The organism is Pantoea sp. GD03673 (genome assembly GCF_029844725.1).
Classification (GTDB): domain Bacteria; phylum Pseudomonadota; class Gammaproteobacteria; order Enterobacterales; family Enterobacteriaceae; genus Pantoea.
The window spans coordinates 366,119-391,667 of record NZ_JAOCKJ010000002.1; the positions used below are offsets into that span (position 1 = coordinate 366,119).

At 56.6% G+C, this 25,549-nt stretch carries 23 protein-coding genes; 11 read left to right on the top strand and 12 right to left on the bottom strand.

Annotation, left to right across the window (positions count from 1 at the left end; translation table 11 throughout):
- Nucleotides 1-53: 53 nt before the first annotated feature.
- The 7 genes from cysA to N5J69_RS05035 form a co-directional block, all read right to left on the bottom strand.
- Nucleotides 54-1,142 carry a sulfate/thiosulfate ABC transporter ATP-binding protein CysA gene (gene cysA / locus N5J69_RS05005; RefSeq protein WP_279768467.1) on the bottom strand — a complete coding sequence of 363 codons (1,089 nt, stop codon included), beginning with the start codon at nucleotides 1,140-1,142 and terminating at the stop codon, nucleotides 54-56.
- Complete coding sequence (gene cysW / locus N5J69_RS05010) at nucleotides 1,132-2,007, bottom strand: sulfate/thiosulfate ABC transporter permease CysW (protein WP_279768468.1); 876 nt, start codon at nucleotides 2,005-2,007, stop codon at nucleotides 1,132-1,134. The genes cysA and cysW overlap by 11 nt, the downstream gene beginning before the upstream one ends.
- Nucleotides 2,007-2,840: a sulfate/thiosulfate ABC transporter permease CysT gene (gene cysT, locus N5J69_RS05015; protein WP_279768469.1), complete on the bottom strand. Its 834-nt coding sequence runs from the start codon at nucleotides 2,838-2,840 to the stop codon at nucleotides 2,007-2,009. Before cysT ends, cysW begins: the two co-directional genes overlap by 1 nt.
- Nucleotides 2,840-3,856, bottom strand: coding sequence for a sulfate ABC transporter substrate-binding protein (locus tag N5J69_RS05020; protein WP_279768470.1), 1,017 nt, complete (start codon nucleotides 3,854-3,856; stop codon nucleotides 2,840-2,842). The genes cysT and N5J69_RS05020 overlap by 1 nt, the downstream gene beginning before the upstream one ends.
- Before the next feature lie 252 nt (nucleotides 3,857-4,108).
- Nucleotides 4,109-4,726: an RpoE-regulated lipoprotein gene (locus N5J69_RS05025; RefSeq protein ID WP_279768471.1), complete on the bottom strand. Its 618-nt coding sequence runs from the start codon at nucleotides 4,724-4,726 to the stop codon at nucleotides 4,109-4,111.
- Between the two features lie 65 nt (nucleotides 4,727-4,791).
- Nucleotides 4,792-5,259 carry a DUF2919 family protein gene (locus N5J69_RS05030; RefSeq protein WP_279768473.1) on the bottom strand — a complete coding sequence of 156 codons (468 nt, stop codon included), beginning with the start codon at nucleotides 5,257-5,259 and terminating at the stop codon, nucleotides 4,792-4,794.
- Nucleotides 5,249-5,674 (bottom strand): GNAT family acetyltransferase, encoded by a 426-nt coding sequence (locus N5J69_RS05035; protein ID WP_003848834.1) that lies wholly within the window; start codon nucleotides 5,672-5,674, stop codon nucleotides 5,249-5,251. Before N5J69_RS05035 ends, N5J69_RS05030 begins: the two co-directional genes overlap by 11 nt.
- Nucleotides 5,675-5,881: 207 nt before the next feature.
- Between N5J69_RS05035 and amiA the strand changes: the two genes are divergently transcribed.
- The 5 genes from amiA to ampH all read left to right on the top strand — a co-directional run bounded on the left by amiA (nucleotide 5,882) and on the right by ampH (nucleotide 12,519).
- Nucleotides 5,882-6,727, top strand: coding sequence for an N-acetylmuramoyl-L-alanine amidase AmiA (gene amiA / locus N5J69_RS05040; RefSeq protein ID WP_279768474.1), 846 nt, complete (start codon nucleotides 5,882-5,884; stop codon nucleotides 6,725-6,727).
- Nucleotides 6,728-6,827: 100 nt separating this feature from the next.
- Nucleotides 6,828-7,742, top strand: a complete 915-nt coding sequence (gene hemF, locus N5J69_RS05045) for an oxygen-dependent coproporphyrinogen oxidase (RefSeq protein ID WP_279768475.1) — start codon at nucleotides 6,828-6,830, stop codon at nucleotides 7,740-7,742.
- 346 nt (nucleotides 7,743-8,088) lie between these two features.
- The gene (gene tal / locus N5J69_RS05050) at nucleotides 8,089-9,039 is read left to right on the top strand and encodes a transaldolase (RefSeq protein ID WP_279768476.1); all 951 of its coding nucleotides are present in this window, start codon (nucleotides 8,089-8,091) and stop codon (nucleotides 9,037-9,039) included.
- A 58-nt stretch (nucleotides 9,040-9,097) separates the two neighbouring features.
- Nucleotides 9,098-11,098 carry a transketolase gene (tkt, locus tag N5J69_RS05055; RefSeq protein ID WP_279768477.1) on the top strand — a complete coding sequence of 667 codons (2,001 nt, stop codon included), beginning with the start codon at nucleotides 9,098-9,100 and terminating at the stop codon, nucleotides 11,096-11,098.
- A 257-nt stretch (nucleotides 11,099-11,355) separates the two neighbouring features.
- On the top strand, nucleotides 11,356-12,519 hold the full coding sequence (gene ampH, locus N5J69_RS05060) for a D-alanyl-D-alanine-carboxypeptidase/endopeptidase AmpH (protein ID WP_279768478.1): 1,164 nt from the start codon (nucleotides 11,356-11,358) through the stop codon (nucleotides 12,517-12,519).
- Here the strand turns inward: ampH and N5J69_RS05065 are convergent.
- The 4 genes from N5J69_RS05065 to N5J69_RS05080 form a co-directional block, all read right to left on the bottom strand.
- A complete protein-coding gene (locus N5J69_RS05065; protein ID WP_279768480.1) occupies nucleotides 12,516-13,589 on the bottom strand; it encodes a DUF1176 domain-containing protein in 1,074 nt (357 codons plus the stop codon). The genes ampH and N5J69_RS05065 overlap by 4 nt on opposite strands.
- A gap of 187 nt (nucleotides 13,590-13,776) precedes the next feature.
- On the bottom strand, nucleotides 13,777-14,355 hold the full coding sequence (gene nudK / locus N5J69_RS05070; protein WP_279768481.1) for a GDP-mannose pyrophosphatase NudK: 579 nt from the start codon (nucleotides 14,353-14,355) through the stop codon (nucleotides 13,777-13,779).
- A gap of 145 nt (nucleotides 14,356-14,500) precedes the next feature.
- Nucleotides 14,501-15,997, bottom strand: a complete 1,497-nt coding sequence (gene ansP, locus N5J69_RS05075; RefSeq protein WP_279768483.1) for an L-asparagine permease — start codon at nucleotides 15,995-15,997, stop codon at nucleotides 14,501-14,503.
- Nucleotides 15,998-16,276: 279 nt separating this feature from the next.
- Nucleotides 16,277-16,549, bottom strand: a complete 273-nt coding sequence (locus N5J69_RS05080; protein WP_279768484.1) for a DUF1471 domain-containing protein — start codon at nucleotides 16,547-16,549, stop codon at nucleotides 16,277-16,279.
- Between the two features lie 253 nt (nucleotides 16,550-16,802).
- On the opposite strand from N5J69_RS05080, the gene narQ reads away from it, so the two are divergent.
- The 6 genes from narQ to N5J69_RS05110 all read left to right on the top strand — a co-directional run bounded on the left by narQ (nucleotide 16,803) and on the right by N5J69_RS05110 (nucleotide 24,820).
- The gene (gene narQ, locus N5J69_RS05085) at nucleotides 16,803-18,491 is read left to right on the top strand and encodes a nitrate/nitrite two-component system sensor histidine kinase NarQ (RefSeq protein WP_279768486.1); all 1,689 of its coding nucleotides are present in this window, start codon (nucleotides 16,803-16,805) and stop codon (nucleotides 18,489-18,491) included.
- Between the two features lie 127 nt (nucleotides 18,492-18,618).
- Nucleotides 18,619-19,248, top strand: coding sequence for a response regulator (locus N5J69_RS05090; RefSeq protein ID WP_279768488.1), 630 nt, complete (start codon nucleotides 18,619-18,621; stop codon nucleotides 19,246-19,248).
- Between the two features lie 167 nt (nucleotides 19,249-19,415).
- Entirely contained in the window at nucleotides 19,416-22,532 is a 3,117-nt protein-coding gene (gene acrD / locus N5J69_RS05095; RefSeq protein ID WP_279768491.1) for a multidrug efflux RND transporter permease AcrD, read from the top strand.
- A gap of 579 nt (nucleotides 22,533-23,111) precedes the next feature.
- Complete coding sequence (locus tag N5J69_RS05100; RefSeq protein ID WP_279768493.1) at nucleotides 23,112-23,480, top strand: ArsC family reductase; 369 nt, start codon at nucleotides 23,112-23,114, stop codon at nucleotides 23,478-23,480.
- Between the two features lies 1 nt (nucleotide 23,481).
- A complete protein-coding gene (dapE, locus tag N5J69_RS05105; RefSeq protein ID WP_279768494.1) occupies nucleotides 23,482-24,609 on the top strand; it encodes a succinyl-diaminopimelate desuccinylase in 1,128 nt (375 codons plus the stop codon).
- A gap of 22 nt (nucleotides 24,610-24,631) precedes the next feature.
- On the top strand, nucleotides 24,632-24,820 hold the full coding sequence (locus N5J69_RS05110; RefSeq protein WP_003848800.1) for a YpfN family protein: 189 nt from the start codon (nucleotides 24,632-24,634) through the stop codon (nucleotides 24,818-24,820).
- Nucleotides 24,821-24,851: 31 nt separating this feature from the next.
- Here the strand turns inward: N5J69_RS05110 and ypfH are convergent, their stop codons facing one another.
- Nucleotides 24,852-25,532, bottom strand: coding sequence for an esterase (gene ypfH, locus N5J69_RS05115; RefSeq protein WP_279768495.1), 681 nt, complete (start codon nucleotides 25,530-25,532; stop codon nucleotides 24,852-24,854).
- Nucleotides 25,533-25,549 lie beyond the last annotated feature (17 nt).

The window sequence follows — 25,549 nt, forward strand, 5'->3', positions numbered from 1 at the left end:
AAGGCGAAAAAAAGGCGGGAGTGACACTCCCGCCCGGTGTTGATGAGAAAATATCAGGCGCTCTGTGCAAAGGCAACTGCGCGTAATGGCGTATCACCCTTATAGAGGCGCGCCTGCTGCAGGCCAACAAACAGACGCTCGCCGCGAACCGGGGCAGTCTGCTCACCTTCAAACACCAGCGAGAACGGCTCGCTCTGCCAGCCCGCAGGCTGAACCACCAGCTGCCAGAAGTGACCGCGTGGGCTGACTTCCAGCACCTGTACCGGCAGCGGTGTTTCTAAACTGCTGCGGCGCGACACGTCGACTTCCCACGGACGCAGGAACAGCTCAACCGCTCCCTGATGTGCAGAGGTATACCCCAGCGGCCAGTGATGCGCGCCGACATGGAACTGCGATCCCTGAATTTCACCGTCAAAGCGATTCACTTCACCCAGGAATTCCAGCACAAAGCGGGTCGCCGGGTCGCGCCACACATCATCTGGCGTGCCGACCTGTTCAATGTTGCCCTGACTCATTACCACCACGCGATCCGCAACTTCCATCGCCTCTTCCTGATCGTGGGTCACGAACACGCTGGTGAATTTAATCTCTTCATGCAGCTGACGCAGCCAGCGGCGCAGCTCTTTACGCACCTGCGCATCCAGTGCCCCAAAGGGCTCATCCAGCAGCAGAATCTGCGGTTCAACCGCTAACGCACGCGCCAGCGCCACACGCTGTTTCTGACCGCCCGACAGCTGTGCAGGAAAGCGATTCGCCAGATGGGCCAGTTGCACCATCTCCAGCAGACGGGTAACGCGCTGTTTGATTTCCGCCGCTGAAGGACGTTCACGACGCGGCAGCACGGTCAGGCCAAAGGCGATGTTGTCGAATACCGTCATATGACGGAACAGCGCATAGTGCTGAAAGACAAAGCCCACCTGCCGATCGCGTGCATGGAGGCGGCTGACATCGTTGCCATGAAAACGGATCTGCCCGCTGTTCTGATGCTCCAGCCCGGCGATAATGCGCAGCAGCGTGGTTTTGCCCGAGCCTGACGGACCAAGCAGCGCCACCATTTCACCCGAAGCAATATCCAGAGAGATATCGTTCAGCACCGAGGTGCGACCAAAGGACTTGTTGATCTTGTTAATCTCAATGCTCATGATTTCCCTCCTGTTGCAGGCGTTTGTGCTGTTGCTCTAAACGCCACTGCACAATGCTTTTCAGAAACAGCGTTACAATTGCCATCAGGGTTAACAGGGCGGCGGCGGTAAACGCGCCAACCGTGTTGTAGTCCTGATGCAGTAATTCAACCTGAAGCGGCAAAGTATAGGTTTCGCCGCGAATCGATCCCGAGACCACCGAGACCGCACCAAATTCACCAATCGCACGGGCGTTGGTCAGGACGATGCCATACAGCAGCGCCCAGCGAATGTTCGGCAGCGTCACACGACGGAACATCTGCCAGCCGGATGCGCCTAACAGCACCGCCGCTTCATCTTCATGACTGCCCTGACTGAGCATCACCGGGACCAGTTCGCGTACCACAAACGGACAGGTCACAAATACTGTCGCCAGCACCATGCCAGGCCAGGAAAACATGATCTGAATGTTATGCGCATCCAGCCAGCCGCCTGCGGGACCATTCACGCCCCAGAACAGCAGATACATCAGACCGGCTACCACCGGTGACACGGCAAAAGGAATATCAAACAGGGTCAGCAGCAGCTGACGGCCCGGAAAGGTAAAGCGCGTGACCAGCCAGGCGAGCAGCGTACCAAACACCAGGTTAACCGGAACGGTGATCAGCGCCACCATGACCGTCAGCCAGATGGCGTGCAGCATGTCCGGGTCCGCCAGATTGCTGAGGGCAACGATCAGCCCCTGATTCAGCGCTTCCCAGAAGATGGACGCCATCGGCACTACCAGCAGCAGAATCGAGATCAGCGTACCGATACCAATCAGCAGCCATTTGCCCCAGTTCACAGGCTGACGCGCCGCGTGATTAAGCTGTGAAACTTCAGCCATTAGTGACCTCCCAGACGACGGCCAAAGCGGCTCTGTAATGTGTTAATGGCGAACAACAAAATCAGCGAGGCCGCCAGAATCACCGAGGCGATAGCGCTGGCTGCGGGATAGTCGAACTCCTGCAGCCGGACAAAAATCATCAGCGAGGTGACTTCAGTTTTCCAGGCGATGTTACCGGCAATAAAGATCACCGCACCAAATTCACCCAGGCTGCGGGTAAAGGAGAGCGCCGTTCCTGCCAGCAGCGCAGGGGCCACTTCCGGCAGCACAACACGGCGGAAGCTCTGCCACGGGGTCGCACCCAGTGTTTCGGCCGCCTCTTCATACTCCGGGCCTAACTCTTCCAGCACCGGCTGCACAGTACGCACCACAAACGGAATGCTGGTGAAGGCCATGGCAATGGCGATACCAATCCAGGTGTAAGAAATCCTGATATCAAAATGGGCGAACCACTGTCCGTACCAGCCGTTAACCGAAAAGAGCCCGGCCAGAGTCAGACCGGCTACGGCGGTAGGCAGTGCAAACGGCAGATCCATCAGGCCATCCAGCAGTGCCCGGCCCGGAAAACGATAACGGGTCAGGATCCATGCCATCAGCATGCCAAACACCGCATTGAACAGTGACGCGACACCGGCAGAGAGCAGTGTCACTTTATAGGCGGCAACCAGCTGAGGGTTGGTCACCACATCCCAGTACTGTTGCAGCGTCATCTGAGACAGCTGCATGATTACCGCGCTGATCGGCAGCAGCAGAATCAGACAGGTAAAGAGCAGGCTGGTGCCAAGGCTGAGACCAAAGCCGGGCAGGACACGTTTATGGCTGGCTGCAAACATTATCCGCGCCCCGCCGCTAACAATTTATCGAGCTCACCGCCGCTGGTGAAATGCGTCTGCATCACCTTATCCCAGCCGCCAAAGGCGTCTTCGACCCGGAACAGGCTGGTCTGCGGGAAGCGATCTTTCTGCTCTGCCATCAGCTGTGGGTTGTTCACACGATAATAGTAGTGAGTGATAATATTCTGTGCTTCCGGGGTGTAGAGATAGTTCAGGTAAGCACTGGCCGCATCAGCGGTTTTGTTGGCGGCGACATTCTTATCCACCCACGCCACCGGAAACTCCGCCAGAATGTTGGTTTTTGGCACCACCACCTCATATTCATCTTTGCCGTACTGGTTGCGGATGTTATTCACTTCCGACTCAAAACTAATCAGTACGTCGCCCAGTCCGCGCTCAGCAAAGGTGGTGGTCGCGCCGCGACCGCCGGTGTCGAACACTTCAACGTTTTTCAGAAACTGTGTCATAAAGGCACGGGTTTTCGCCTGATCGCCCCCGTCGGCTTTATCCGCTGCGCCCCAGGCGGCCAGGTAGGTATAACGGCCGTTACCCGAGGTTTTCGGGTTCGGGAAAATCAGCTTCACATCATTGCGGGTCAAATCTGCCCAGTCGTGGATCTGCTTAGGATTTCCTTTGCGCACCAGAAACGCCATGGTGGAGTAAAAAGGCGAGCTGTTATTCGGCAGGCGGCTTTTCCAGTCTGCGGCAATCAGGTTGCCTTTATCGTGCAACACCTGCACATCCGTCACCTGGTTGTACGTCACCACATCCGCACGCAGTCCCTGCAGGATAGCCAGCGCCTGCTTCGATGAACCAGCGTGCGACATCTTAATCGTCAGGGGATCAGCAGGGTGACTGGCATCCCACTGTTTAACAAACGGAGCATTCAGGGCAACAAACAGCTCCCGCGACACATCGTAAGAACTATTAAGAAGTTCAGTGGCATGGGCTGCGCCGGCCAGGCTCAGCGACAAGGCGATACCGCTCACGATTTTTTTCATCGCTTGTAATGTCATTTGGCACCCTGAAAAAGTTTGATGCGGATCTTCCCCGCTGAGGCATCAGTTTATTTATAACTCAGTGAAAACCAGTAACGGTTTTATATATCGTTTGATGATTTCAAAGTCGAAAAAAGCATAAGACAGCGGCAGAGTTTATGCAGAAATCAGCAAATGCCGATGGGGAGGAGGAACACCGTGCAGCGTGCGCTGACAGGGGTTTTCAGGGGTATCAGCGGCCGCCAGACGGGCGGCACACTGCCATAACGATTAACGCTGCCAGACGATCTTCCTGATTTTCCAGGTTTTCAGGGTATCGTCAGAGGGCATCAGTCCCTCCGGCCCATGCCAGTCGCCGTGATAGATATAGGTCAGATGCTGACTGCCTGGCGCACGGCACACGACGTCACGCGCATCGGTGCCACTGGCAGGTGTGCAGTTATCAAAGGCTTTGCTGAACGTGTTACTGAAGGCGTCACCCACTTTCGTGCCGTCGGTACTGGCAATCGCGCTGTCCATCACCTCAATGCGTTCAACCTGCGACTGCCCGTAAACCACCAGCTTAACCTTGCCATCCTCCAGCGCCTGCCAGAAAGAGACAATCTGACCATTCTGGCTGCGCATGCCCTGCCGCAGGGTATAGTTACCGTTCAGTCCGGCATCGATGGCATCCTTTTTCATGGCTGTCGAGGCGGTTAATCCCCCCACACCCTGCTCAGTCGCGGTCAGCGAGGAACCAAACCAGTTCCACGGCAGCGCCGAAGACCAGTGATACGTCAGTGGATTCCACCAGCTTGCCTGCTGGCTGCTGTCAGCGCCGGAACCCGAACTGGCACAGCCGCTCAGAGCAACGGCGGCGATCAGTAGCGTGGAACGAACAGCTTTCATGAGAACTCCTGTAAATGCGATGCCGGAAAGGCGGAACTGATTGGAGTCGCAAAGCGACAAAAAGTTTAGTTGAGATGATGTTCAGGCAGAAAGCAGTCGCGACAGCGACGGCTTGATTGCAGCCAGATCAGCGCCAGCAGGTCGAACAGCGTCAGCAGCAACGGCAGCGGCGAACTGAGCAAATCGCCCTGCACAAACTGCCCTCCCTGCCAGAGCAGGTTTACCAGCAGCGACAGCGACAGCACGCTGCGCCAGTGCTGCCAGAGTCGCGGCAGGCGCGTGCGGTAGCCGGTCAGCAGCAGGCCCGCCAGCGCCGGTAATCCCAGCGCCAGACCGATCCAGAACGCCTGACGATCCGGGTAGAATAGCGCCAGCAGGTCATTACCCTGCTGCCGGGACGCCCCGGCCATCACCAGCAGCAGCCACGTCCGCGCCTGTAATAACAGGATCAGCCAAAAAAGAAACGGCAGCCGCAGCTGCCCCCTGGCGTCATACTCGTCCGGCAGATAGCCCGGTGACGGCTTAGTATTCACGATCTTCGATCAGACGTTTACCAAACAGCAGCGCGTCAACCGGCTCATAATCGAGCTTCTCATAGAAGGCCACCACCTGATCATTCTCTTCGCGGATCATCAGATGCAGTTTCGGACAGCCCCGTGCAATCAGTTTCTTCTCCAGGCGGTTCATCAGCGCATTCGCAAAACCGCGCCCCTGGTAGTCAGGATGCACCGCCAGATAGTAAGCCGCGCCGCGATGCCCGTCATACCCCCCCATCAGCGTGCCAACGACCACACCGCCCACTTCAGCGACCAGAAAGAGATCGGGGTCGTGATTCATTTTGCGTTCGATATCCAGCTCCGGATCGTTCCATGGCCGTAACAAATCGCAACGTTCCCATAAGGTGATCACTTCTTCAAAATCTTCCTGGCGGAAGGCGCGGATTTCCATCTTAATTACCTGCAGATAAGCACAATTTGCTGATTATCACGCATTCTCTGCTGCACGCAACCCTCCATAGCGGGCGGAAAATAAAAAAGCGCGAATTTTCTGTTCGCGACCTGCAATACAAAGTAATGCCCTGAAATGGTTCTGTGATCGCAGGCAGCAAAGCCTTAGGCTATAACACCGGCAAGTTTCCTGTTACCGGACCCGTACATGCACCTGCTTAAACGTTTGATTCATCGTCGCCAGTTACTGCTTTCCGGGCTGGCTCTGGCCATTTTATCGCCACGCGCCATTCAGGCTAAAGAACCCGCGCTTACCGGGGCAAATCGTCATGCACACCCTGCCCCGCCCGCAAAAAATGGCAAACGTATTGTGATGATCGATCCCGGTCACGGTGGCATCGACTCCGGTGCCGTGGGCGAAGAGGGTTCAGAAGAGAAGCATATCGTGCTGGAGATTGCCGGTAACGTGCAGCGCCAGCTTCAGAGCCATCCGCGTATTGAAGTGCGCCTGACCCGCGATAGCGACCACTTTATTCCGCTGTATCAGCGAGTAGAAATTGCTCACCAGCACGGTGCCGATCTCTTTATGTCGATTCATGCCGACGGCTTTACCAGCCCCGATGCCAGCGGCGCTTCGGTATTCGCGCTCTCTAACCGCGGTGCCAGCAGCTCAATGGCGCGCTATCTCTCCCAGCGGGAGAACGATGCGGACAAACTGGGCGGCGTAAAGGCGCAGCAGCAGGATCACTATCTGCAGCAGATTCTGTTCGACCTGGTGCAGACCGACACCATTAAAAACAGCCTGACGCTGGGTAAGCATGTGCTGGACCAGATCCGCCCGGTGCATCACCTTCACAGCCAGCACACCGAGCAGGCTGCGTTCGCGGTCCTCAAGTCACCGTCGATCCCGTCGGTGCTGGTCGAAACCTCCTTTATTACTAATCCGCACGAAGAGCAGCTGCTTGGCACCACCGCGTTTCGCCAGAAAATCGCCACCGCCATTGCAGGCGGCATCGTCAATTATTTTGATGAGTTCGACCGCCGCAACGCCTGATAGGGATAGCCGGTTTGCGCCCTGTGACGCGCCGCACTCATGCAAGCGGCGCGCTTTTGCGTATAATCGCGTCAGACTTTGACAAACGATAAGCGAAAAAATGGCTGATATTTCCCGCGTAAAAGCGTTCCTGCTCAGCTTGCAGGATGAGATTTGTAACCAGCTGGCGGCTGAAGATGGCGGCGCACAGTTTGCTGAAGATAGCTGGCAGCGCCCTGGCGGCGGCGGCGGTCAGAGCCGCGTTCTGCGTAACGGCGCGGTATTTGAGCAGGCGGGCGTCAATTTTTCGCATGTGCATGGCGATCAGATGCCCGCATCGGCTACCGCTCACCGGCCAGAACTGGCGGGCCGCAGTTTTGAAGCGATGGGCGTGTCGCTGGTGATCCACCCGAACAACCCCTATGTCCCTACCAGCCACGCCAACGTGCGCTTCTTTATTGCAGAGAAACCGGGAGCCGATCCGGTCTGGTGGTTTGGCGGCGGCTTTGACCTGACGCCGTTCTACGGCTTCGAAGAAGATGCACTGCACTGGCATCAGACCGCCGCCGATCTCTGTCAGCCTTTTGGCGACGATGTCTATCCGCGCTATAAAAAATGGTGTGATGACTATTTCTATCTGAAGCATCGTGATGAGCAGCGCGGCATTGGCGGTCTCTTTTTTGACGATCTCAACACGCCCGACTTTGAGCAGAGCTTCAGCTTTATGCAGGCAGTAGGCCGCGGCTTTATAGATGCTTATCGGCCCATAGTGGCTCGTCGTAAAGATCATCCGTGGGGCGATCGTGAACGTCAGTTCCAGCTCTACCGCCGGGGTCGCTATGTGGAGTTTAATCTGGTGTGGGATCGCGGCACGCTGTTTGGCCTGCAGACCGGGGGACGCACGGAATCGATCCTCATGTCGATGCCTCCGCTGGTGCGCTGGGAGTATGATTATCAACCCGATGCCGGTTCCCCGGAAGCTGCCCTCTATCGCGATTTCCTGCCGGTAAAGAACTGGCTGAACCTGCCAGATTGATCGCGTCTGCCGCTGCAGCGCGGGCCGCAACCCGCGCTGCGCTTACCGCTATCCTGATCTCCCCCTCCTGTTTCACAAGGCACAGATTGCTACAGTGTGACCTGCGTCATTCGTCCTGACTGCTATGCTTAAGGATGGAATATGGCGCATCCCACGGTAAAAACCGCATGACGGCTCCTTCGCACCGCCTCGCAGCGCAACAATCAGAGAAACCGCATTTTCATCAGAAAATCTCTGTTGCAATGTTATGGGTTCGCGTTACCGGTAGCAGAACATGCCACAGACCGGCTGCGAGGTCTGAGGTGCACCCTGTTCGCTTTTATTTTTCTTTTCAAGGAGTTTAGAGATGAACCAGCTAGAAGCCCTAAAACAGTTCACCACCGTGGTGGCGGACAGTGGTGATATCGAATCGATTCGTAATTACCACCCGGAAGACGCCACCACTAACCCTTCACTCATTCTGAAAGCATCCGGTCTTGAAGGGTATAAACACCTGATGGATGACGCGATTGAGTACGCCAGAAAACAGGGCGGCAGCAAAGAAACGCAGATTATCAACGCCAGCGACAAAGTGGCGATCAACCTTGGTATGGAAATCCTGAAAAGCATACCGGGCCGTGTTTCGACCGAAGTGGATGCGCGCCTCTCCTTCGATCGTGGCATGTGTGTCACCAAAGCAGAAAAACTGATTCGGATGTATGAAGAGCACGGCATCGATCGCTCACGTGTGCTGATCAAGCTGGCCTCGACCTGGGAAGGCATTCGTGCAGCGGAAGAGCTGGAGAAGAACGGCATCCACTGTAACCTGACGCTGCTTTTCTCTTTTGCTCAGGCGCGTGCCTGTGCCGAAGCGGGCGTGTTCCTCATCTCCCCGTTCGTTGGCCGCATCTACGACTGGTACAACTCACGCAAGCCACTGGAACCCTATGTGGCGGATGAAGATCCAGGCGTGAAGTCCGTGCGTCGTATTTACGATTACTACAAAAAGCACCGTTACAGCACCATCATCATGGGTGCCAGCTTCCGTAAAGTGGAGCAGATTGTGGCGCTGGCGGGCTGCGATCGCCTGACCCTGTCACCTAATCTGCTGGAAGAGCTGCAGAACAGCGATGCGCCGCTGGAGCGTAAACTGGAGCCATCAACTGAAGGTTTCCATCAGCCGTCGCCGCTCTCCGAGGCAGAATTCCGCTGGGAACATAACCAGGATCCGATGGCGGTCGAAAAACTTGCTGACGGCATCCGCCAGTTCGCGGTTGACCAGCAGAAGCTGGAAGATGTGCTCGCCGCACGCCTGTAGCGTTCATTTTAGTCGGGCGGGACTTTCCCGCCCTGATGCATAATAAAGGGAGAACTTTATGTCCTCACGCAGAGAGTTGGCAAACGCGATTCGTGCACTGAGCATGGATGCGGTTCAGAAGGCAAATTCAGGCCACCCCGGTGCGCCGATGGGTATGGCCGATATCGCCGAAGTGTTGTGGCGCGACTTCCTCCAGCACAATCCAACCAATCCCGCCTGGCTTGACCGCGACCGCTTTATCCTCTCCAACGGCCACGGCTCCATGCTGCTTTACAGCCTGCTGCACCTCAGTGGCTATGATCTGCCGATTGAAGAGCTGAAAAATTTCCGTCAGCTGCACTCCAAAACGCCGGGTCACCCGGAAATTGGTTACACGCCTGGCGTTGAAACCACGACCGGCCCGCTGGGTCAGGGTCTGGCTAACGCCGTGGGCTTAGCCATTGCTGAGCGCACGCTGGCCGCGCAGTTTAACCGTCCGGATCATGAGATTGTCGATCACCACACCTATGTGTTTATGGGTGATGGCTGTCTGATGGAGGGGATCTCGCACGAAGTCTGTTCCCTGGCGGGCACGCTGGGACTCGGTAAACTGATTGGCTTCTATGACCACAACGGCATCTCCATTGATGGCGAAACTGAAGGCTGGTTTACTGACGACACCCACAAGCGCTTTGAGTCCTACAACTGGCATGTCATCGGCGACATTGACGGCCATGACGCTGAGGCCATCAGTAAGGCGATCAAAGAAGCGCAGAGCGTTACCGATAAGCCTTCCCTGATCATCTGCCGCACCATTATCGGTTTCGGATCACCGAATAAAGCCGGTAAAGAGGAGTCGCACGGCGCGGCGCTGGGTGAGGCCGAAGTTGCCCTGACCCGTAAACAGCTCGGCTGGACCTCTCCGGCGTTTGAAATCCCGGCTGAGATCTACCAGCAGTGGGATGCCAAAGCCGCAGGGGCTGAACGCGAAAAAGCCTGGAATGCAAAGTTTGCCGCTTACAAAGAGGCCCATCCAGAGCTGGCGCAGGAGTATGAGCGCCGGATGAATGGCGAAATGCCTGCCACATGGGAAACCGAAGCGACCCGTTTCATCCAGGAATTGCAGGCTAACCCGCAGAAAATCGCCAGCCGCAAAGCCTCACAGAATTCGCTGGAAGCCTACGGCAAAATGCTGCCGGAGTTCCTTGGCGGCTCCGCTGACCTGGCACCGAGTAACCTCACCATCTGGTCAGGTTCTAAATCGATTAAAGAAGATCCGGCGGGTAACTACATTCACTACGGCGTGCGTGAATTTGGTATGACCGCAATTGGTAACGGTATCGCGCATCACGGCGGTTTCGTTCCTTACACCGCCACCTTCCTGATGTTTGTCGAATATGCGCGTAACGCCGCACGTATGGCGGCGCTGATGAAGGCACGTCAGATTCTGGTCTACACCCATGACTCCATCGGTCTGGGCGAAGATGGCCCGACGCACCAGCCGGTTGAGCAAATCGCCAGCCTGCGTCTGACGCCCAACATGAGCGTCTGGCGTCCGTGCGATCAGGTGGAAACTGCGGTGGCGTGGAAAGCCGCTGTCGAGCGCCATCATGGGCCGACTGCACTGATCCTCTCCCGTCAGAATCTGCTGCAGCCGGAGCGTACCCCGGAGCAGATTGAAAACATCAAACGCGGCGGCTATGTGCTGAAAGATTGCGACGGCACACCAGAAGTGATTCTGATCGCGACCGGTTCAGAGATTGAGATCACCCTGGGTGCCGCAGAGAAGCTCACGTCAGGCGGTCACAAGGTGCGTGTGGTGTCACTGCCTTCTACGGATCTGTTTGATGCGCAGGATGCTGCTTACCGCGAATCCGTACTGCCGAGCGGCGTGAAAGCGCGTGTGGCGGTCGAAGCGGGTATAGCTGACTACTGGTTTAAGTATGTCGGTCTGGACGGTGCGATTGTGGGTATGACCACCTTTGGTGAATCCGCGCCAGCCAGTGACCTCTTTGCAGAGTTTGGCTTCACGGTCGAGAATATCGTCAGCCACGCTGAAGCATTACTTAAGCCGGTTTAATGCCTGTGCCCTTCCCGTTGAGTCGGGAAGGGCCATTTAATCCCCTTGCCTGACACAGAAAAATATCTCTGTTCCCCTCTTCCCGCCCCGCGCAAACGCATTACTATAGAGCCGTCATACTTAATGCTGCCTGTTCACTAACCGGTTGTCTGTTCCTGCTGTTGTTCTGCCGGAATAACACGGTTCTGACCTGATGCATCCCGATGAGTGCAGGCAGATTTCCTCCGATTTCTATAGCGAAGCCATTTCCGTTGAACATGCGCACACCTTATTTACTGGCCCTGATGGTTTCACTGCTTCCTTTAAAAAGCATGGCGCAGGTTGCGCCCGATCCGTTGCTGGCCTCTCAGATTGTTGATCGCTATGCGGAACATATCTTTTATGGCAGCGGGGCAACCGGTATGGCGCTGGTGGCGATTGATGGCAATCAGCGGGTGTTCGCCAGCTTCGGTGAAACCCGCCCCGGCAATAATGTGCGCCCGCAGAAAGATTCACTGATTCGCATCGCCTCGCTGAGTAAGCTGATGACCAGTGAAGTGATGGTGAAACTGGCCGAGCGTGGACAGATTCGGCTCGACGATCCGCTGAGTAAATATGCGCCTCCGGGTACGCGTGTGCCTGCTTACAATGGTCAGCCGATTCGCCTGATTAATCTCTCAACTCACACCAGCGGACTGCCGCGTGAACAGCCCGGCGGCAAAGCGCAGCGTCCGGTGTTTGTCTGGCCAACACGCGGTGAACGCTGGGCGTGGCTGTCTCGGGCTAACCTCAAAGCGGCACCGGGCAGCAGCGCCGCCTACTCCAACCTGGGCTACGATCTGCTGGGCGACGCGCTGTCACGCGCCACCGGCACCCCCTATCCGGCGCTGTTTCAGCAGCTGATTACCCGTCCGCTCGGCATGAAAGACACCACGTTTACGCCGTCCCCTGAGCAGTGCGGACGCCTGATGGTTGCGGAAAAAGGGGCCAGTCCGTGTAACAACACCCTGGCGGCGATTGGCAGCGGCGGTGTTTATTCAACGCCGGATGACATGGGCCGCTGGATGCAGCAGTTCCTCAACTCTTCGGTTAACCATCGCACGCCGCAGATTGATCGGCTGCAGACGCTGATCTATCGCCGCGATCAGCTCAGCAAAGTAGAAGGCATGGATGTGCCGGGTAAAGCGGATGCACTGGGCATGGGCTGGGTCTTTATGGGCCCGAAAAATGGTCGCCCCGGCATTATTCAGAAAACCGGTGGCGGTGGCGGATTCATCACCTATATGGCGATGGTGCCACAGCATAACGTTGGGGTGTTTGTCGTGGTAACGCGCTCGCCGCTGACCCGCTTTACGCCAATGAGCGACGGCGTGAACAATATGCTGGCCGAACTGGTGGGGAATCAGAACGGATCGCCGATGATGGTGCAGGTCATTCGCTAACGCTGCTGTACGCCACCGTCAGACTGGCTGACCCACAGGGTTGGCCAGTCATCACTGCTGTGCCAGGCGTCACAGGTCGACTCTTCCGCATATTCCGCTAACACAAAACGTGTGCCATCAAACTGCCAGCGGGTCGCCCTGCCGCAGTCGCCTAATCCACGGCCCTTACCAAACGTGTAAAGCTGACCACTGGCGGCATCATACTCCGCATTGATCAGCTCAAGCTGTCGATCGCTGGCACCGGGTGGGGTAAACGGCAGAGTCAGGGTGATGCCACGCGCCACATAAGGCGGACTACGCGTAACTTCGAAGGCCAGATCGATCACGTTGTACGCCCCCATTTCACAACTCACCAGCAGCAGCGCACGCTGGTCAGTGAGTGGCGCAACGCTGACTTCGCGGCGCAGCGGATCAAGAGAGCAGGAGTCGGTATTGACCCGCCAGGTGCCGTAGTCAATTAAACCGCTGGTTTCATCACGCGTCAGTGCCGCAGGCGAAACTACGGCAGGCGGCAACGGCGGCAGCGCAGGCGGTGGCGGAACATCCCAGCTGGCCTTATCGCCACGTTTAATCCACGCGCTCATACTGTTGACCCGCCCCTGTACGTCATCCATCAGCAGCAGCGCAGCCTTCATGCCGCGCAGGGAGATCAGCGCATTGGGGTCGTAGGTAAGCTGCAGGTTTTTGGCTTCCATCACCAGATCGAAAAATTCATCAATGGCGATTGCATTGCTGGTAGCGAGATGATGCGGCTCTACCGTCCAGTGTTTGAGGTCGGGTTTCAGGCGGCGCTGATCGAGCAGCAGGTTATCCTGCAGCGGGCCGCCAGGCAGCGCACCACTGTAGGCACTGCCGTAGTCGATGCGCAGCAAGGGGCGATCGTTGACGCCCGCGTGACGCGAAATCGTCATCACCAGCCCTTTGTCGCCCGGAATATTGCGCGCCACGCAAAAGGCTTCATTGTTGCAGGTGATTTGCCAGTCGTTGAATGACTTTTGCAACGGTTCCGCCTGAACAGAGGCAACCCACAGAGACGGCAACAGCCAAAGCGATTTCATCCAATACGACATTAAGAAGATCGATCCCCGAATACCCAGAGTGGAGAGAATAGCGCATCAACGGGCCTGACAGGGTTCGCATTCTGTGAACCTGTGCAAAAAGCGCAGTTAACTGCTTAAAAAGCGTGCATAAGGTGGATTAAGTCTCACCACTCCACTCTCAACGCTGTCTCGCGGCAACAGGCGCTGCGGTTCGGTTTCAGGGCGTCAGCCAGCCCGCAATCTGTGCATGCTGAAGCAGCATAATGGTTTTACCGTCGCGAATGCGGCCATCGGCGACCATCGCCAGCGCATCCGGGAAGCGTAATTCCAGCACATCGATTGACTCATCTTCGACGCCACCGCCTGCATTGTCGCGCAACGATTCATCATAAACGGCAGCGAAAAAGTGGATAAGCTCGGTCACGCCACCCGGCGACATATAGCAGGCAAAGAGCTTTTCGACCTCGCCCACCGCATATCCGGTCTCTTCAATGGCCTCTTTGCGGATGCAGTCCTCCGGGGAGTCGTCGTCCAGCAAGCCAGCACAGGCTTCGATTAACATGCCGCTGTCGTTACCGTTAACGTAAGTCGCAATACGGAACTGGCGCGTCAGAACCACGCTGTTCTTCTCACGGTTATAAAGCAGGATAGTCGCCCCGTTTCCGCGATCGTAAACTTCGCGCTTATGACGGATAACCTCGCCACGGCGATCGGTGATTTCATAGGTAAAGTTACGCAGTACAAACCAGTTCTCAGACAGCAGCTTGTCTTTGATGATGTTGATCTTAAACGACATGATGACGCCACTCATGCATAAAGGGAGTTGTTCATCATAGGGGCTGGCGGGCGGGAAAACTATCCTAATTCCCGGCAGGAAAAAGAGACGTCGCAGTCAAAAAAAAAGCCAGCCCGGAGGCTGGCCTGAATGGCTGCAGCGCTTATCAGCGTGAGGTATCCTCAGCCAGCTGCGCAGGTTTCGCATCGTCTTCGTGATGATCGTGTTCAGTCTCGGCGATGGCGTTAACACGCTTACGCACACCAAACCATCCCAGCACCAGCACCACGGCAATCAGCGGAATAGAGGCGATGGTGTAAGTGCCGTTCGGGTAGTCAAACGCCATCAGCACCAGCACGCTGAACAGGAACAGCAGCGTGAGCCAGGACGTAAATGGCGCACCTGGCAGCTTGAAGCTGACATCATCCGCCTTGCCCTCTTTAATCGCTTTACGCAGACGCAGCTGACAAATCACGATAAAGGCCCACGAGGAGATAATGCCCAGTGAGGCGACGTTCAGCACGATCTCGAACACCTGAGAAGGCACGTAGTAGTTGAGCACCACACCAATAACATAAACGCCGATGGTGACCAGAATACCGGCATAAGGCACCTGCTGACCGTTCATCTTTGACATGAATTTTGGTGCCGAGCCCCCCATCGACATGGAGCGCAGGATACGCCCGGTCGAGTAAAGTCCGGAGTTCAGGCTGGAGAGTGCCGCACTCAGCACCACAATGTTCATGATGCTGCCAATATAAGGCACGCCCAGCTTCGAGAAGAAGGTTACAAACGGACTCTGCCCTGCCTGATAGGCGTTCCACGGCAGCAGCAGCACCAGCAGAACCACCGAACCGACGTAGAACAGACCGATACGCCAGATTACGCTGTTGATTGCCTTCGGCAGCATGGTTTTCGGGTCTTTACATTCCCCCGCCGCCGTACCGACTAATTCAATGGAGGCGAAGGCGAACACGACACCCTGAATCAGCACCAGCGCGGGCAGTAAGCCGTGCGGGAACAGGCCACCGTTATCGGTGATCAGATGGAAGCCGGTACTGTTGCCATCCAGCGGTTTACCGGTGCCAAGGAACACCACGCCCACCACCAGGAACACCACAATCGCCAGCACTTTGACCAGGGCAAACCAGAACTCCATTTCGGCAAACCACTTCACGCCAATCATGTTCATGGTGCCGACAATGGCCAGCGCGCCCAGGGCGAAGACCCACTGTGGCACATCACCAAACGCGCCCCAGTAGTGCATATAGAGCGCGACGGCGGTGATGTCGACGATGCCGGTCATTGCCCAGTTGACGAAGTACATCCAGCCCGCCACATAAGAGGCTTTCTCACCCAGGAATTCACGGGCGTAGGAGACGAAGCTGCCGCTGCTGGGACGGTGTAATACCAGTTCGCCCAGCGCACGAAGAATAAAGAAGGAGAAGATGCCACACACCAGATAGATGATGGCTAACGCGGGGCCAGCAGCCTGGAGGCGGCCACCTGCACCCAGGAACAAACCGGTACCGATGGCACCGCCGATCGCAATCATCTGTACGTGACGGTTACCCATCGCCTTTTGGTAGCCAGCGTCATGAGAGTTGAGCCAGCGACGTTTCGCAGCGCGCATCTCGCTTGGGGTTTTCTTTTTAGATTTCATAGCATTCCTGTTTGTCCTGACCATCAGTCGTCGCCTCCCCACTTCGGGTGTAATGCCCGGTGAAATGGGGTATTTTCCTCTGTGCGCTTGTCTGTGAGTGAGTGCCAGACAACGCGGGAATTTACGGCGATGAATCCTACCCGTTCTGCAAGAACGAAGCAAAATATACCGGGCAGATGCACAGGCTGATTTGTAAGAATCCATCCTGATGCACAAAAACAAAAAAACCGGCCATTTCAGGCCGGTAAAAGCTACAGGGATAGAATCAGAAGGGCTGGATTAGCGATAAATCTCTGCGGTGCCGGTCCACAGGCTGGAGTCGCCGGGGTTGTCGACGCCGATAACACGGTAGTGGCTGGCGCCCATCTCTTCAGCTTTCTGCGACAGCTGGCGATTCGCATCGTCCAGTGAACCGCGTACGCCGGAGACCGAAACGCTACCGATGCTCTGCATGCTCTGCGCCTGAGACTGGTCAACGGGCGCAGCAGCGAAAGTAGCAAATGAGGCGGTAGCCAGTAATGCGCCCGCCAGTACAGCATTCAGTTTTTTCATTGGATGCTCCTTAATCTGAGAGGGGTTGAGCTGATGACTGAATGAATTATTAGCGCTGCAATGAAAAGCAACATCGGAACGCTGTAAAGCTGTTCCTTTTTTAACCACAAAACGGTAGCCCCTTCCTGGGAACTGTCAGTTGTGGTCATTTAATGTGCGATATGTAAGCGCCTGTGCGATAAACAGGGGATGGATCATTTGCGTTACGTTTTTGCGCTCTTATAATTCCCGCACTCTCAACAGGGCCATTCATGTGATTGTTAAACGTTCCGTTACTCAAAGCATCGCTAAGGCGCTCAGCGCGATTGTCCTGCTGTCGCTGCTCACCACCGGTCTGGCGTTAGTGACGCTGCTCAGCAGCCAGCGCGATGCGGAAGCGATCAATCTGGCGGGATCGCTGCGCATGCAGAGCTATCGCATGGCGCTGGATGCCAGCCGTCAGCCGCAAAACCTGCCGCATCACCTGGCGCTCTATCAGCAAACGCTGGATGCCCCGGTGCTGCAAAAGCTGGATCGCCCGTGGGTACCACGCGAAGTCAGCGCTCGCTATCAGCGACTGCGTGCCGCATGGCCTTTGTTGCAGCAGCAGTTGCAACAGGGTGATACTGCGGCTTACCAGCAGCAGGTGCCGATCTACGTCGGTGAAATTGATCGCTTCGTACTGGGTCTGCAGCGCTACACAGAGCTGAAAATGCGTCTGGTGGCTGCCAGCAGCCTGGCCGGTGTCATTGCGATTGTCGTGCTGGCACTGATGACCATTCGCTTTACCCGACTGAAGGTGGTGCGGCCACTCAATGCGCTGGTCACGGCCAGTCGCTATGTCGAAAGCGGCAACTTTGCTTTTCCGCCACTTCATGTTGAGCAGCAGAATGAACTGTGGGTACTGTCGCACGCCTTCAGCGGCATGGCGGCACGACTGCATTCGCACTATCAGCTGCTGGAAAGTACGGTGCGCGCCAAAACGGAAGATTTAACCCAGGCGAATCGCACGCTGTCACTGCTCTACGACAGCTCACAGATGCTGACCGCCAGCCCGTTACATCCGGCACTGTTTGAGGCGGTCTTAACCACTGTCCTGACCCGGGAGAAACTGACCGCGATCCGGCTCGACAGCGACCAGTTTCAGTTCTGCGCGGGTGATGCTCAGGCTGCCGGTGAGTGGCAACGCCTGCCGTTACAGCAGGACGACCAGCAGATTGGCGAACTGCGCTGGCAGTCGCCTGGCCACTCTCACCCCAATGAGCTGATGCGCAGCCTGGCGGCGATGCTGGGACGGGCCATCTGGATCTGGCAGGCACAGCAGCAATACCAGCAGATGCTGCTGATTGAAGAGCGCACCACCATTGCGCGGGAATTACATGACTCGCTGGCGCAGTCGCTTTCATTTTTACGTATTCAGCTGACCCTGCTGCGCCGCACTGTGAATAAAGATGACAGCGCCGCCCACGCCATTATCGCTGACTTCGATCAGGCGCTGGCGGACGCCTACCGTCAGTTGCGCGAACTGCTGACCACGTTCCGCCTGACCATTGAGCAGGCAGATCTGGTGGCGGCGATGCAGGCCATGATCGCCTCATTGCAGGAGAAGAGCGACGCAGAGATACATTTTAATTATCAGACCGGCCTGCAGAGTCTGGAGGCACAACAGCAGGTGCATGTGCTGCAAATCGCCCGTGAGGCGCTGCTGAATGCCATTCGTCACGCCAGTGCGCAGGTCATTCGGGTGGATTATCAGCACAGCGAACAAGGTGAGCACGTGCTGACGATTACGGATGACGGGGTCGGGATGAACAGCACTGACGAACCCGCAGGCCATTACGGCCTGACAATTATGACGGAGCGCGCCCAGCGCCTGAGTGGCAATCTGACTATTCACACTCAGCAGCGGGGGACCCGGGTCGAACTGCGCTTTCCACCGCAACCGGCGCGCCCGTTTACCTGAACGGCCCGGCGGTGATGTTAACTCATTTAACGATATCGGTCTCAGCGTGCAGGCCAGCGGGTTCAGACCCGCGTGGCGTCAGTCTTACGCCTCTGCCGCAGTCTGAAGCCGATAAAAGGGAGAAAATATGCAACAGCCCGCATTAACTTTGATGATTGTGGATGACCATCCGCTGATGCGCCGCGGTGTACGTCAGCTGCTGGCACTGGATCCCCGGCTTGAGGTCATCGCAGAGGCCAACAACGGCACGGAAGCGCTGGCAGAAGCCCGCCGTCAGGAACCTGATATCATTCTGCTCGACCTGAACATGAAAGGTATGTCCGGGCTGGATACGCTGAAGGCGTTGCGCCACGAAGGGATCAGTTCGCGCATTCTGGTGCTGACCGTCTCTGACGCCCGCAGTGATATCTTCGCCATGGTGGATGCAGGAGCCGATGGTTATCTGCTCAAGGACAGCGAGCCGGAGATCCTGCTGGAGCATATTCTGCAGGCAGCGCGGGGTGAAAAGGTTTTCAGTGACGGCGTTGCCCGTTACCTGGCTAACCGGCAGCACAGTGCCGATCCCCTGCGCCAGCTCACCGGACGCGAGTGCGACGTGATGCAGGAGGTGGCGCGTGGTCTGTCCAACAAAGAGATCGCGGCTATTCTGCACATCTCTGAAGAGACTGTGAAAGTGCATATCCGCAATCTGCTGCGAAAGCTGGATGTCCGCTCACGCGTCGCCGCCACGGTGATGTGGCTTGAAAGCCGCAAATAGCCAACGAATTTACATTTTATCCTCAATTTCTCCACGATTCCCCCCGTTGCCACACGTAGAGTAAAAGGCGGCGGAGAATCGTGGCAAAGACCAACCGACTTACCTGCCAGTGCGCCCGTTGCTGGCGGGCCTGACCGCTTATAAAAGTCCTGAGGAGTGTCGATTTAATGTCGAATTTCTTTATCGACCGTCCCATCTTTGCCTGGGTTCTGGCGATTCTGCTGTGCCTGTGTGGCACGCTTTCGATTATTTCACTGCCTGTTGAACAATATCCCGATCTGGCACCACCGAATGTGCGCATCACCGCCAGCTACCCGGGTGCCTCCGCACAGACGCTTGAAAACACCGTGACCCAGATCATCGAGCAGAACATGACCGGCATCGATAACCTGATGTACATGTCCTCAAACAGCAGCAACACCGGCCAGGCGCAGATCACTCTTACCTTCACCGCCGGAACCAATCCCGATGAAGCCCGTCAACAGGTTCAGAACCAGTTGCAGTCAGCGCTGCGCAAATTGCCACAGGCAGTGCAGTCGCAGGGCGTGACGGTCAATAAAACCGGTGACAGCAATATTCTGATGGTGGCCTTCGTCTCCACCGACGGCAGCATGGATAAGCAGGATATTTCAGACTATGTCGCCAGTAATATTCAGGACCCGCTAAGCCGTATTGATGGCGTCGGCCAGGTGGATGCTTACGGCTCACAATATGCGATGCGCATCTGGCTCGATCCCAACAAACTGATCGCCTACTCGCTGACCACCTCGGATGTGGTCAGTGCTATCCAGTCGCAGAACACCCAGGTTGCCGTGGGTCAGGTCGGTGGCCTGCCTTCCGTGGAGAAACAGGCACTGAACGCCACGGTGAATGCCCAGTCGATGCTGCAGACCCCCGAGCAGTTCCGCGCCATTACCCTGAAGAACAATCCCGACGGTTCCGTGGTGACGCTGGGCGATGTCGCCAGCGTGGCGCTGGGCGCAGAGAAGTATGATTACCTGAGCCGCTACAATGGTCAGCCCGCGTCAGGCCTGGGGGTAAAGCTTGCCTCCGGTGCCAACGAGATGAACACCGATAAGCTGGTGCGGGCGCGCATTGAGGAGCTGTCTCACTATTTCCCGCACGGCCTGGAAGCAAAAATTGCGTATGAAACCTCCCCTTTCGTTAAAGCGTCGATCACCGATGTGGTGAAGACGCTGCTGGAAGCGATTGTGCTGGTATTTGGCGTGATGTACCTGTTTATGCAGAACTTCCGCGCCACCTTAATTCCGACCATTGCGGTGCCGGTGGTGCTGCTCGGTACGTTCTGCGTGCTTTATGCCTGCGGATTCAGCATCAATACCCTGACCATGTTTGCCATGGTACTGGCGATCGGGCTGCTGGTGGACGATGCCATCGTGGTGGTGGAAAACGTTGAGCGCATCATGCATGAAGAGGGACTCTCGCCGCGTGCCGCCACGCGAAAATCGATGGGCCAGATTCAGGGCGCACTGGTCGGAATTGCGCTGGTGCTCTCTGCGGTGTTTGTGCCGATGGCGTTTTTTGGCGGCACCGTCGGCGCTATTTACCGTCAGTTCTCCATCACCATTGTGTCGGCGATGGTGCTGTCGGTGCTGGTCGCGATGATCCTGACACCCGCGCTGTGTGCCACATTGCTGAAACCCGTCACAAAGGGTGAACAGCCTGAACGTCGCGGCTTCTTCGGCTGGTTTAATCGTCACTTTAATCGCAATGCTGACCGCTATGCGCAGGGTGTTGCAGGCATCCTGCAACGGGGGGGCCGCTGGCTGCTGCTCTATCTTGGCATTATCGGCCTGATGGCCTTTCTGTTTCTGCGACTGCCGACCTCGTTTCTGCCCCTGGAAGATCGCGGCGTCTTCCTGACTCAGGTTCAGCTTCCGGCAGGCGCGACGCTGGAGCAGACGGCCAGCGTGGTTGCGCAAGTCGAACAGTATTATCTCACCGAGGAGAAGGCCAACGTGCTGTCGGTCTTCTCCACCATCGGTGCAGGCCCCGGCGGCAACGGGCAGAACGTAGCGCGTCTGTTTGTGCGGCTGAAAGACTGGGAAGCACGGCCGGGTGCCGATCGCACCTCGTTCGCCATCATCGAACGTGCGACGAAGGCGTTTCAGAAGATTAAAGAGGGTCGCGTTATTGCCAGCAGTCCGCCCGCCATTACCGGCATGGGCAGCAGCTCTGGCTTTGACATGCAGCTGCAGGATCACGCGGGTATCGGTCATACGCAACTGATGGCAATGCGCGACAAACTGCTGGAGATGGCGGGCAACGACAAGGCGCTGTCACGGGTACGGCACAATGGACTGGATGACAGCCCGCAGCTGCAGATCGATGTGGATGCCCGCAAAGCGCAGGCGCTGGGCGTGTCGCTGGATACCATCAACGACACCCTGACCACCGCATGGGGCTCCAGCTATGTGAATGACTTCCTGGATCGGGGCCGGGTGAAAAAGGTCTATGTGCAGGCCGCCGCCCCCTTCCGCATGCTGCCGGACGACATCAACAAATGGTATGTGCGCAACAGCAGCGGCAAAATGGTGCCCTTCTCCGCGTTTGCCACCAGCCGCTGGGAGACCGGTTCGCCACGTCTTGAACGCTATAACGGCTATTCGTCGCTGGAGATTGTCGGCGAAGCGTCTGCTGGCGTGAGCAGCGGCACAGCGATGGATGAGATGGAAAAGCTGGTAAATGCTTTGCCGCTGGGTGTCGGGTTCCAGTGGACCGGCGCTTCTTATCAGGAACGGCTCTCCGGCTCGCAGGCACCGGCGCTCTACGCGATTTCGCTGCTGGTGGTGTTTCTCTGCCTGGCCGCACTGTATGAGAGCTGGTCAATTCCGTTCTCGGTGATGCTGGTGGTGCCGCTGGGCGTGGTGGGCGCGCTTATCGCCACCTGGATGCGTGGGCTGGAGAATGATGTCTACTTCCAGGTTGGCCTGCTGACGGTGGTGGGCTTATCCGCTAAAAACGCCATCCTGATTGTGGAGTTTGCTAATGAGATTAACAGCAGAGGACGCGAACTGGTGGAGTCCACGCTGGAGGCGTCGCGTCAGCGTCTGCGGCCGATTTTGATGACCTCGCTGGCCTTTATCTTTGGGGTGCTGCCGATGGCAATCAGCAGCGGTGCAGGCTCCGGCAGTCAACACGCGGTGGGAACCGGGGTGATGGGCGGGATGATCTCCGCCACGCTGCTGGCGATCTTTTTTGTGCCGCTGTTCTTTGTGCTGGTTCGTCGTCGCTTCCCGCTCAAAGAGAAGCCGCACGACTGAAGCCCGATAAAAAGCGGCCACTGAAATCAGTGGCCGCCTTATTTGTTTCTGTGTGTGGTAAGAATTCCAGCAAGTGGGACTGACCTGCTTTTCTCAGGGCCTGTTACTTGTTGCGTAACATGGCTTCGATGAATTCTTTCCAGGTTCCCATTTCAGTGTCAATCATAATGCCCTCTCTTATTGTGCTGGCAATATTACGCGTTTTTTTTAATCAGGTGAATACGTTTACACCTGTTAACTCTATCGGCAGGCGCTATGAAAACGTGAATATTGCTGATTCTGTAAGCTGACGCACATTTCAGCAACCCCTTCACCTGATTGAAAATAAATTTTTTTAAGCCCAGCGGTAGACTATTTTATCAACATGGCGAAATTCTTAATCACACAATGATGAGCAGGGTAATGATTACCCGCGAAATTGATAGCGCTTACCCGCAGTGAAACAGCGACATCATGGCCATGATAGCCGGACCGATTCCCGCGCCTGTGCAGATGCCGCAACGGATCACACTATGCTAAACTCGCGCTTTGGCTGCTTTTTTCAGCTTTCTCTTCTCACAGGACAAAAAGGATCGGGTAATGAGCACGCAGTGGGTGATGTTCGGGATTAAAAATTGCGACACCATAAAAAAAGCCCGGCGCTTTTTAACAGACGCAGGCGTTGAGTATCACTTTCACGACTACCGTGCCGAGGGTCTGAGCGATGCCCTGCTGCAGGAATTTATTGATGCGCTGGGCTATCAGGCACTCCTGAACACCCGTGGCACCACCTGGCGTAAACTGCCCGAGGCCGATCGTGAAGCCGTGACCGATGCCCGCAGTGCCAAAACGTTGATGCTCGCGCATCCCGCCATGATTAAGCGTCCGCTGTTGCGCGCCCCGGATGGCGCCCTGCTCGCCGGTTTCAGCGAAGCCACCTATCAGACTGTTATCCAGGAGAAGTCATAATATGTTTTGCCCGGTCATTGAGCTGACGCAGCAGCTTATTCGTCGCCCCTCTCTCAGCCCCGATGATGCCGGATGTCAGGCTCTGCTGATCGCCCGTCTTGAAGCTATTGGCTTTAAGATTGAAACGATGAACATCGACGACACCCTGAACTTCTGGGCTACCCGTGGCGAAGGTGAAACGCTGGCATTTGCCGGTCACACCGATGTGGTGCCGCCTGGCGATGCCAGCCGCTGGATCAATCCCCCGTTTGAACCCACTATCCGTGATGGCATGCTGTTTGGCCGCGGTGCGGCTGACATGAAAGGGTCGCTGGCAGCTATGGTGGTCGCCGCTGAACGTTTTGTGGCGGTGCGTCCTAATCACCGGGGGCGTCTCGCCTTTATGATTACCTCTGATGAAGAGGCCAGCGGTGCCAACGGCACGGTTAAAGTGGTTGAGCGGCTGATGGCACGCCGGGAGCGGCTCGACTACTGCCTGGTCGGCGAGCCCTCCAGTACCGAAGTGGTGGGTGACGTGGTGAAGAACGGCCGACGCGGCTCGATCACCGCCAACCTGACGGTGCACGGTGTGCAGGGCCACGTCGCCTATCCGCATCTGGCGGATAACCCGGTTCACCGGGCGATGCCTGCGCTGACTGAGCTGGTCGCAACCGAGTGGGATCAGGGGAATGCGTTCTTCCCGGCGACCAATATGCAGATTGCCAACGTTCAGGCAGGCACCGGCAGCAACAATGTGATCCCTGGCGAACTGTTTGTGCAGTTTAACTTCCGCTTCAGCACCGAACTCACCGATGAGATGATTCGCCAGCGGGTCGAAGAGCTGCTGGATCGTCACCAGCTGCGTTACACCATTGAGTGGAAACTCTCGGGTCAGCCTTTCCTGACCTCACGCGGCAAGCTGGTTGATGCCGTCGTGAAAGCGGTAGCGCACTATAATGAAATTAAGCCGCAGTTGCTGACCACGGGCGGCACCTCCGATGGCCGGTTTATAGCCCGGATGGGGGCGCAGGTGGTCGAGCTGGGGCCGGTGAATGCCACCATTCATAAAATCAATGAGTGTGTGAAAGCCTCCGACCTGCAGATGCTGAGCCGGATGTACCAACGCATCATGGAACAACTGATCGCCTGACGGCGATGTTAAGGAGCAGCAAATGGAATTTATCAAAGATTACTGGTGGATCCTGGTGATCCTGCTGATGGTGGGTGTACTGATGAACGTTTATAAAGATCTGAAACGCATCGACCACAAAAAATTTATGGATAACAAACCTGACCTGCCGCCGCATCGTGATTTCAACGATAAATGGGATGACGACGACAACTGGCCGAAAAAGAAGTAAAAGAAAATGCCCCTGCTGTGCAGGGGCATTTTTACATCATCGCGATAACGTCATCGTCACCGGGTTTAGCGCCGCTCAGCGCCTCATCAAAGTAGCGTTTCGGCACCGTATAACGCAGATGGTTCAGCGCCAGCTCCATGCTGCGGTGATCGATGGCGTGCGCCAGATCGTCAACGATGTCGAGAGTGACATCGCCACCGCAGGCCATCAGCCGCTGTTCCGCCTGCTGCGCATGGTGCAGCGGGATCTGCTCATCATAATCACCGTGGATCAGATGAATCGTGGTGCGTGTGCTCGCTTTCTCCGGCAGGGTAATAAACCGGCCGTTAAACACGACGGCGCGACCCGCCAGATCCGGATGGGCTTTTACCCCCTCCAGCACCATACTGCCACCCTGTGAAAAGCCGATTAACGCTGTGGCTTCCGGCCGCACACCGCTCTTTTTTTGCCAGTGACGCACCGACGCCTCAAACTGCGGCATTGCCGCATCAACCCGCTGCTGGACAGTCTGATCGTGCAGATCCGTTTCACCAAACCACTGACGACCCGCGCCGGGCGAGCCGACGGAGACCACCAGCGCGTCGGGAAAGGTTCTGGCGAACCAGCTGCCAATCTCCCCCATTGAATCCGGGTTATCACCTACGCCATGGTAGAGAAGAAACAGCTGTGCTGTAGTGGCAGGCTGTTGAACGATTACATATTTCAGTGTCATGTTGACCTCCTGTGTTC

Bases quoted from the DNA above. Each gene is read 5' to 3' on its own strand.
- hemF (WP_279768475.1), top strand. From the start codon at position 6,828: ATGGCTGATATTTCCCGCGTAAAAGCGTTCCTGCTCAGCTTGCAGGAT.
- N5J69_RS05100 (WP_279768493.1), top strand. From the start codon at position 23,112: ATGAGCACGCAGTGGGTGATGTTCGGGATTAAAAATTGCGACACCATA.
- ansP (WP_279768483.1), bottom strand. From the start codon at position 15,997: ATGAAATCTAAAAAGAAAACCCCAAGCGAGATGCGCGCTGCGAAACGT.
- tkt (WP_279768477.1), top strand. From the start codon at position 9,098: ATGTCCTCACGCAGAGAGTTGGCAAACGCGATTCGTGCACTGAGCATG.
- N5J69_RS05065 (WP_279768480.1), bottom strand. From the start codon at position 13,589: ATGTCGTATTGGATGAAATCGCTTTGGCTGTTGCCGTCTCTGTGGGTT.
- ampH (WP_279768478.1), top strand. From the start codon at position 11,356: ATGCGCACACCTTATTTACTGGCCCTGATGGTTTCACTGCTTCCTTTA.
- nudK (WP_279768481.1), bottom strand. From the start codon at position 14,355: ATGTCGTTTAAGATCAACATCATCAAAGACAAGCTGCTGTCTGAGAAC.
- N5J69_RS05090 (WP_279768488.1), top strand. From the start codon at position 18,619: ATGCAACAGCCCGCATTAACTTTGATGATTGTGGATGACCATCCGCTG.
- N5J69_RS05080 (WP_279768484.1), bottom strand. From the start codon at position 16,549: ATGAAAAAACTGAATGCTGTACTGGCGGGCGCATTACTGGCTACCGCC.
- acrD (WP_279768491.1), top strand. From the start codon at position 19,416: ATGTCGAATTTCTTTATCGACCGTCCCATCTTTGCCTGGGTTCTGGCG.
- cysA (WP_279768467.1), bottom strand. From the start codon at position 1,142: ATGAGCATTGAGATTAACAAGATCAACAAGTCCTTTGGTCGCACCTCG.
- cysW (WP_279768468.1), bottom strand. From the start codon at position 2,007: ATGGCTGAAGTTTCACAGCTTAATCACGCGGCGCGTCAGCCTGTGAAC.
- tal (WP_279768476.1), top strand. From the start codon at position 8,089: ATGAACCAGCTAGAAGCCCTAAAACAGTTCACCACCGTGGTGGCGGAC.
- ypfH (WP_279768495.1), bottom strand. From the start codon at position 25,532: ATGACACTGAAATATGTAATCGTTCAACAGCCTGCCACTACAGCACAG.
- dapE (WP_279768494.1), top strand. From the start codon at position 23,482: ATGTTTTGCCCGGTCATTGAGCTGACGCAGCAGCTTATTCGTCGCCCC.
- N5J69_RS05035 (WP_003848834.1), bottom strand. From the start codon at position 5,674: ATGGAAATCCGCGCCTTCCGCCAGGAAGATTTTGAAGAAGTGATCACC.
- cysT (WP_279768469.1), bottom strand. From the start codon at position 2,840: ATGTTTGCAGCCAGCCATAAACGTGTCCTGCCCGGCTTTGGTCTCAGC.
- N5J69_RS05110 (WP_003848800.1), top strand. From the start codon at position 24,632: ATGGAATTTATCAAAGATTACTGGTGGATCCTGGTGATCCTGCTGATG.
- amiA (WP_279768474.1), top strand. From the start codon at position 5,882: ATGCACCTGCTTAAACGTTTGATTCATCGTCGCCAGTTACTGCTTTCC.
- N5J69_RS05025 (WP_279768471.1), bottom strand. From the start codon at position 4,726: ATGAAAGCTGTTCGTTCCACGCTACTGATCGCCGCCGTTGCTCTGAGC.
- N5J69_RS05020 (WP_279768470.1), bottom strand. From the start codon at position 3,856: ATGACATTACAAGCGATGAAAAAAATCGTGAGCGGTATCGCCTTGTCG.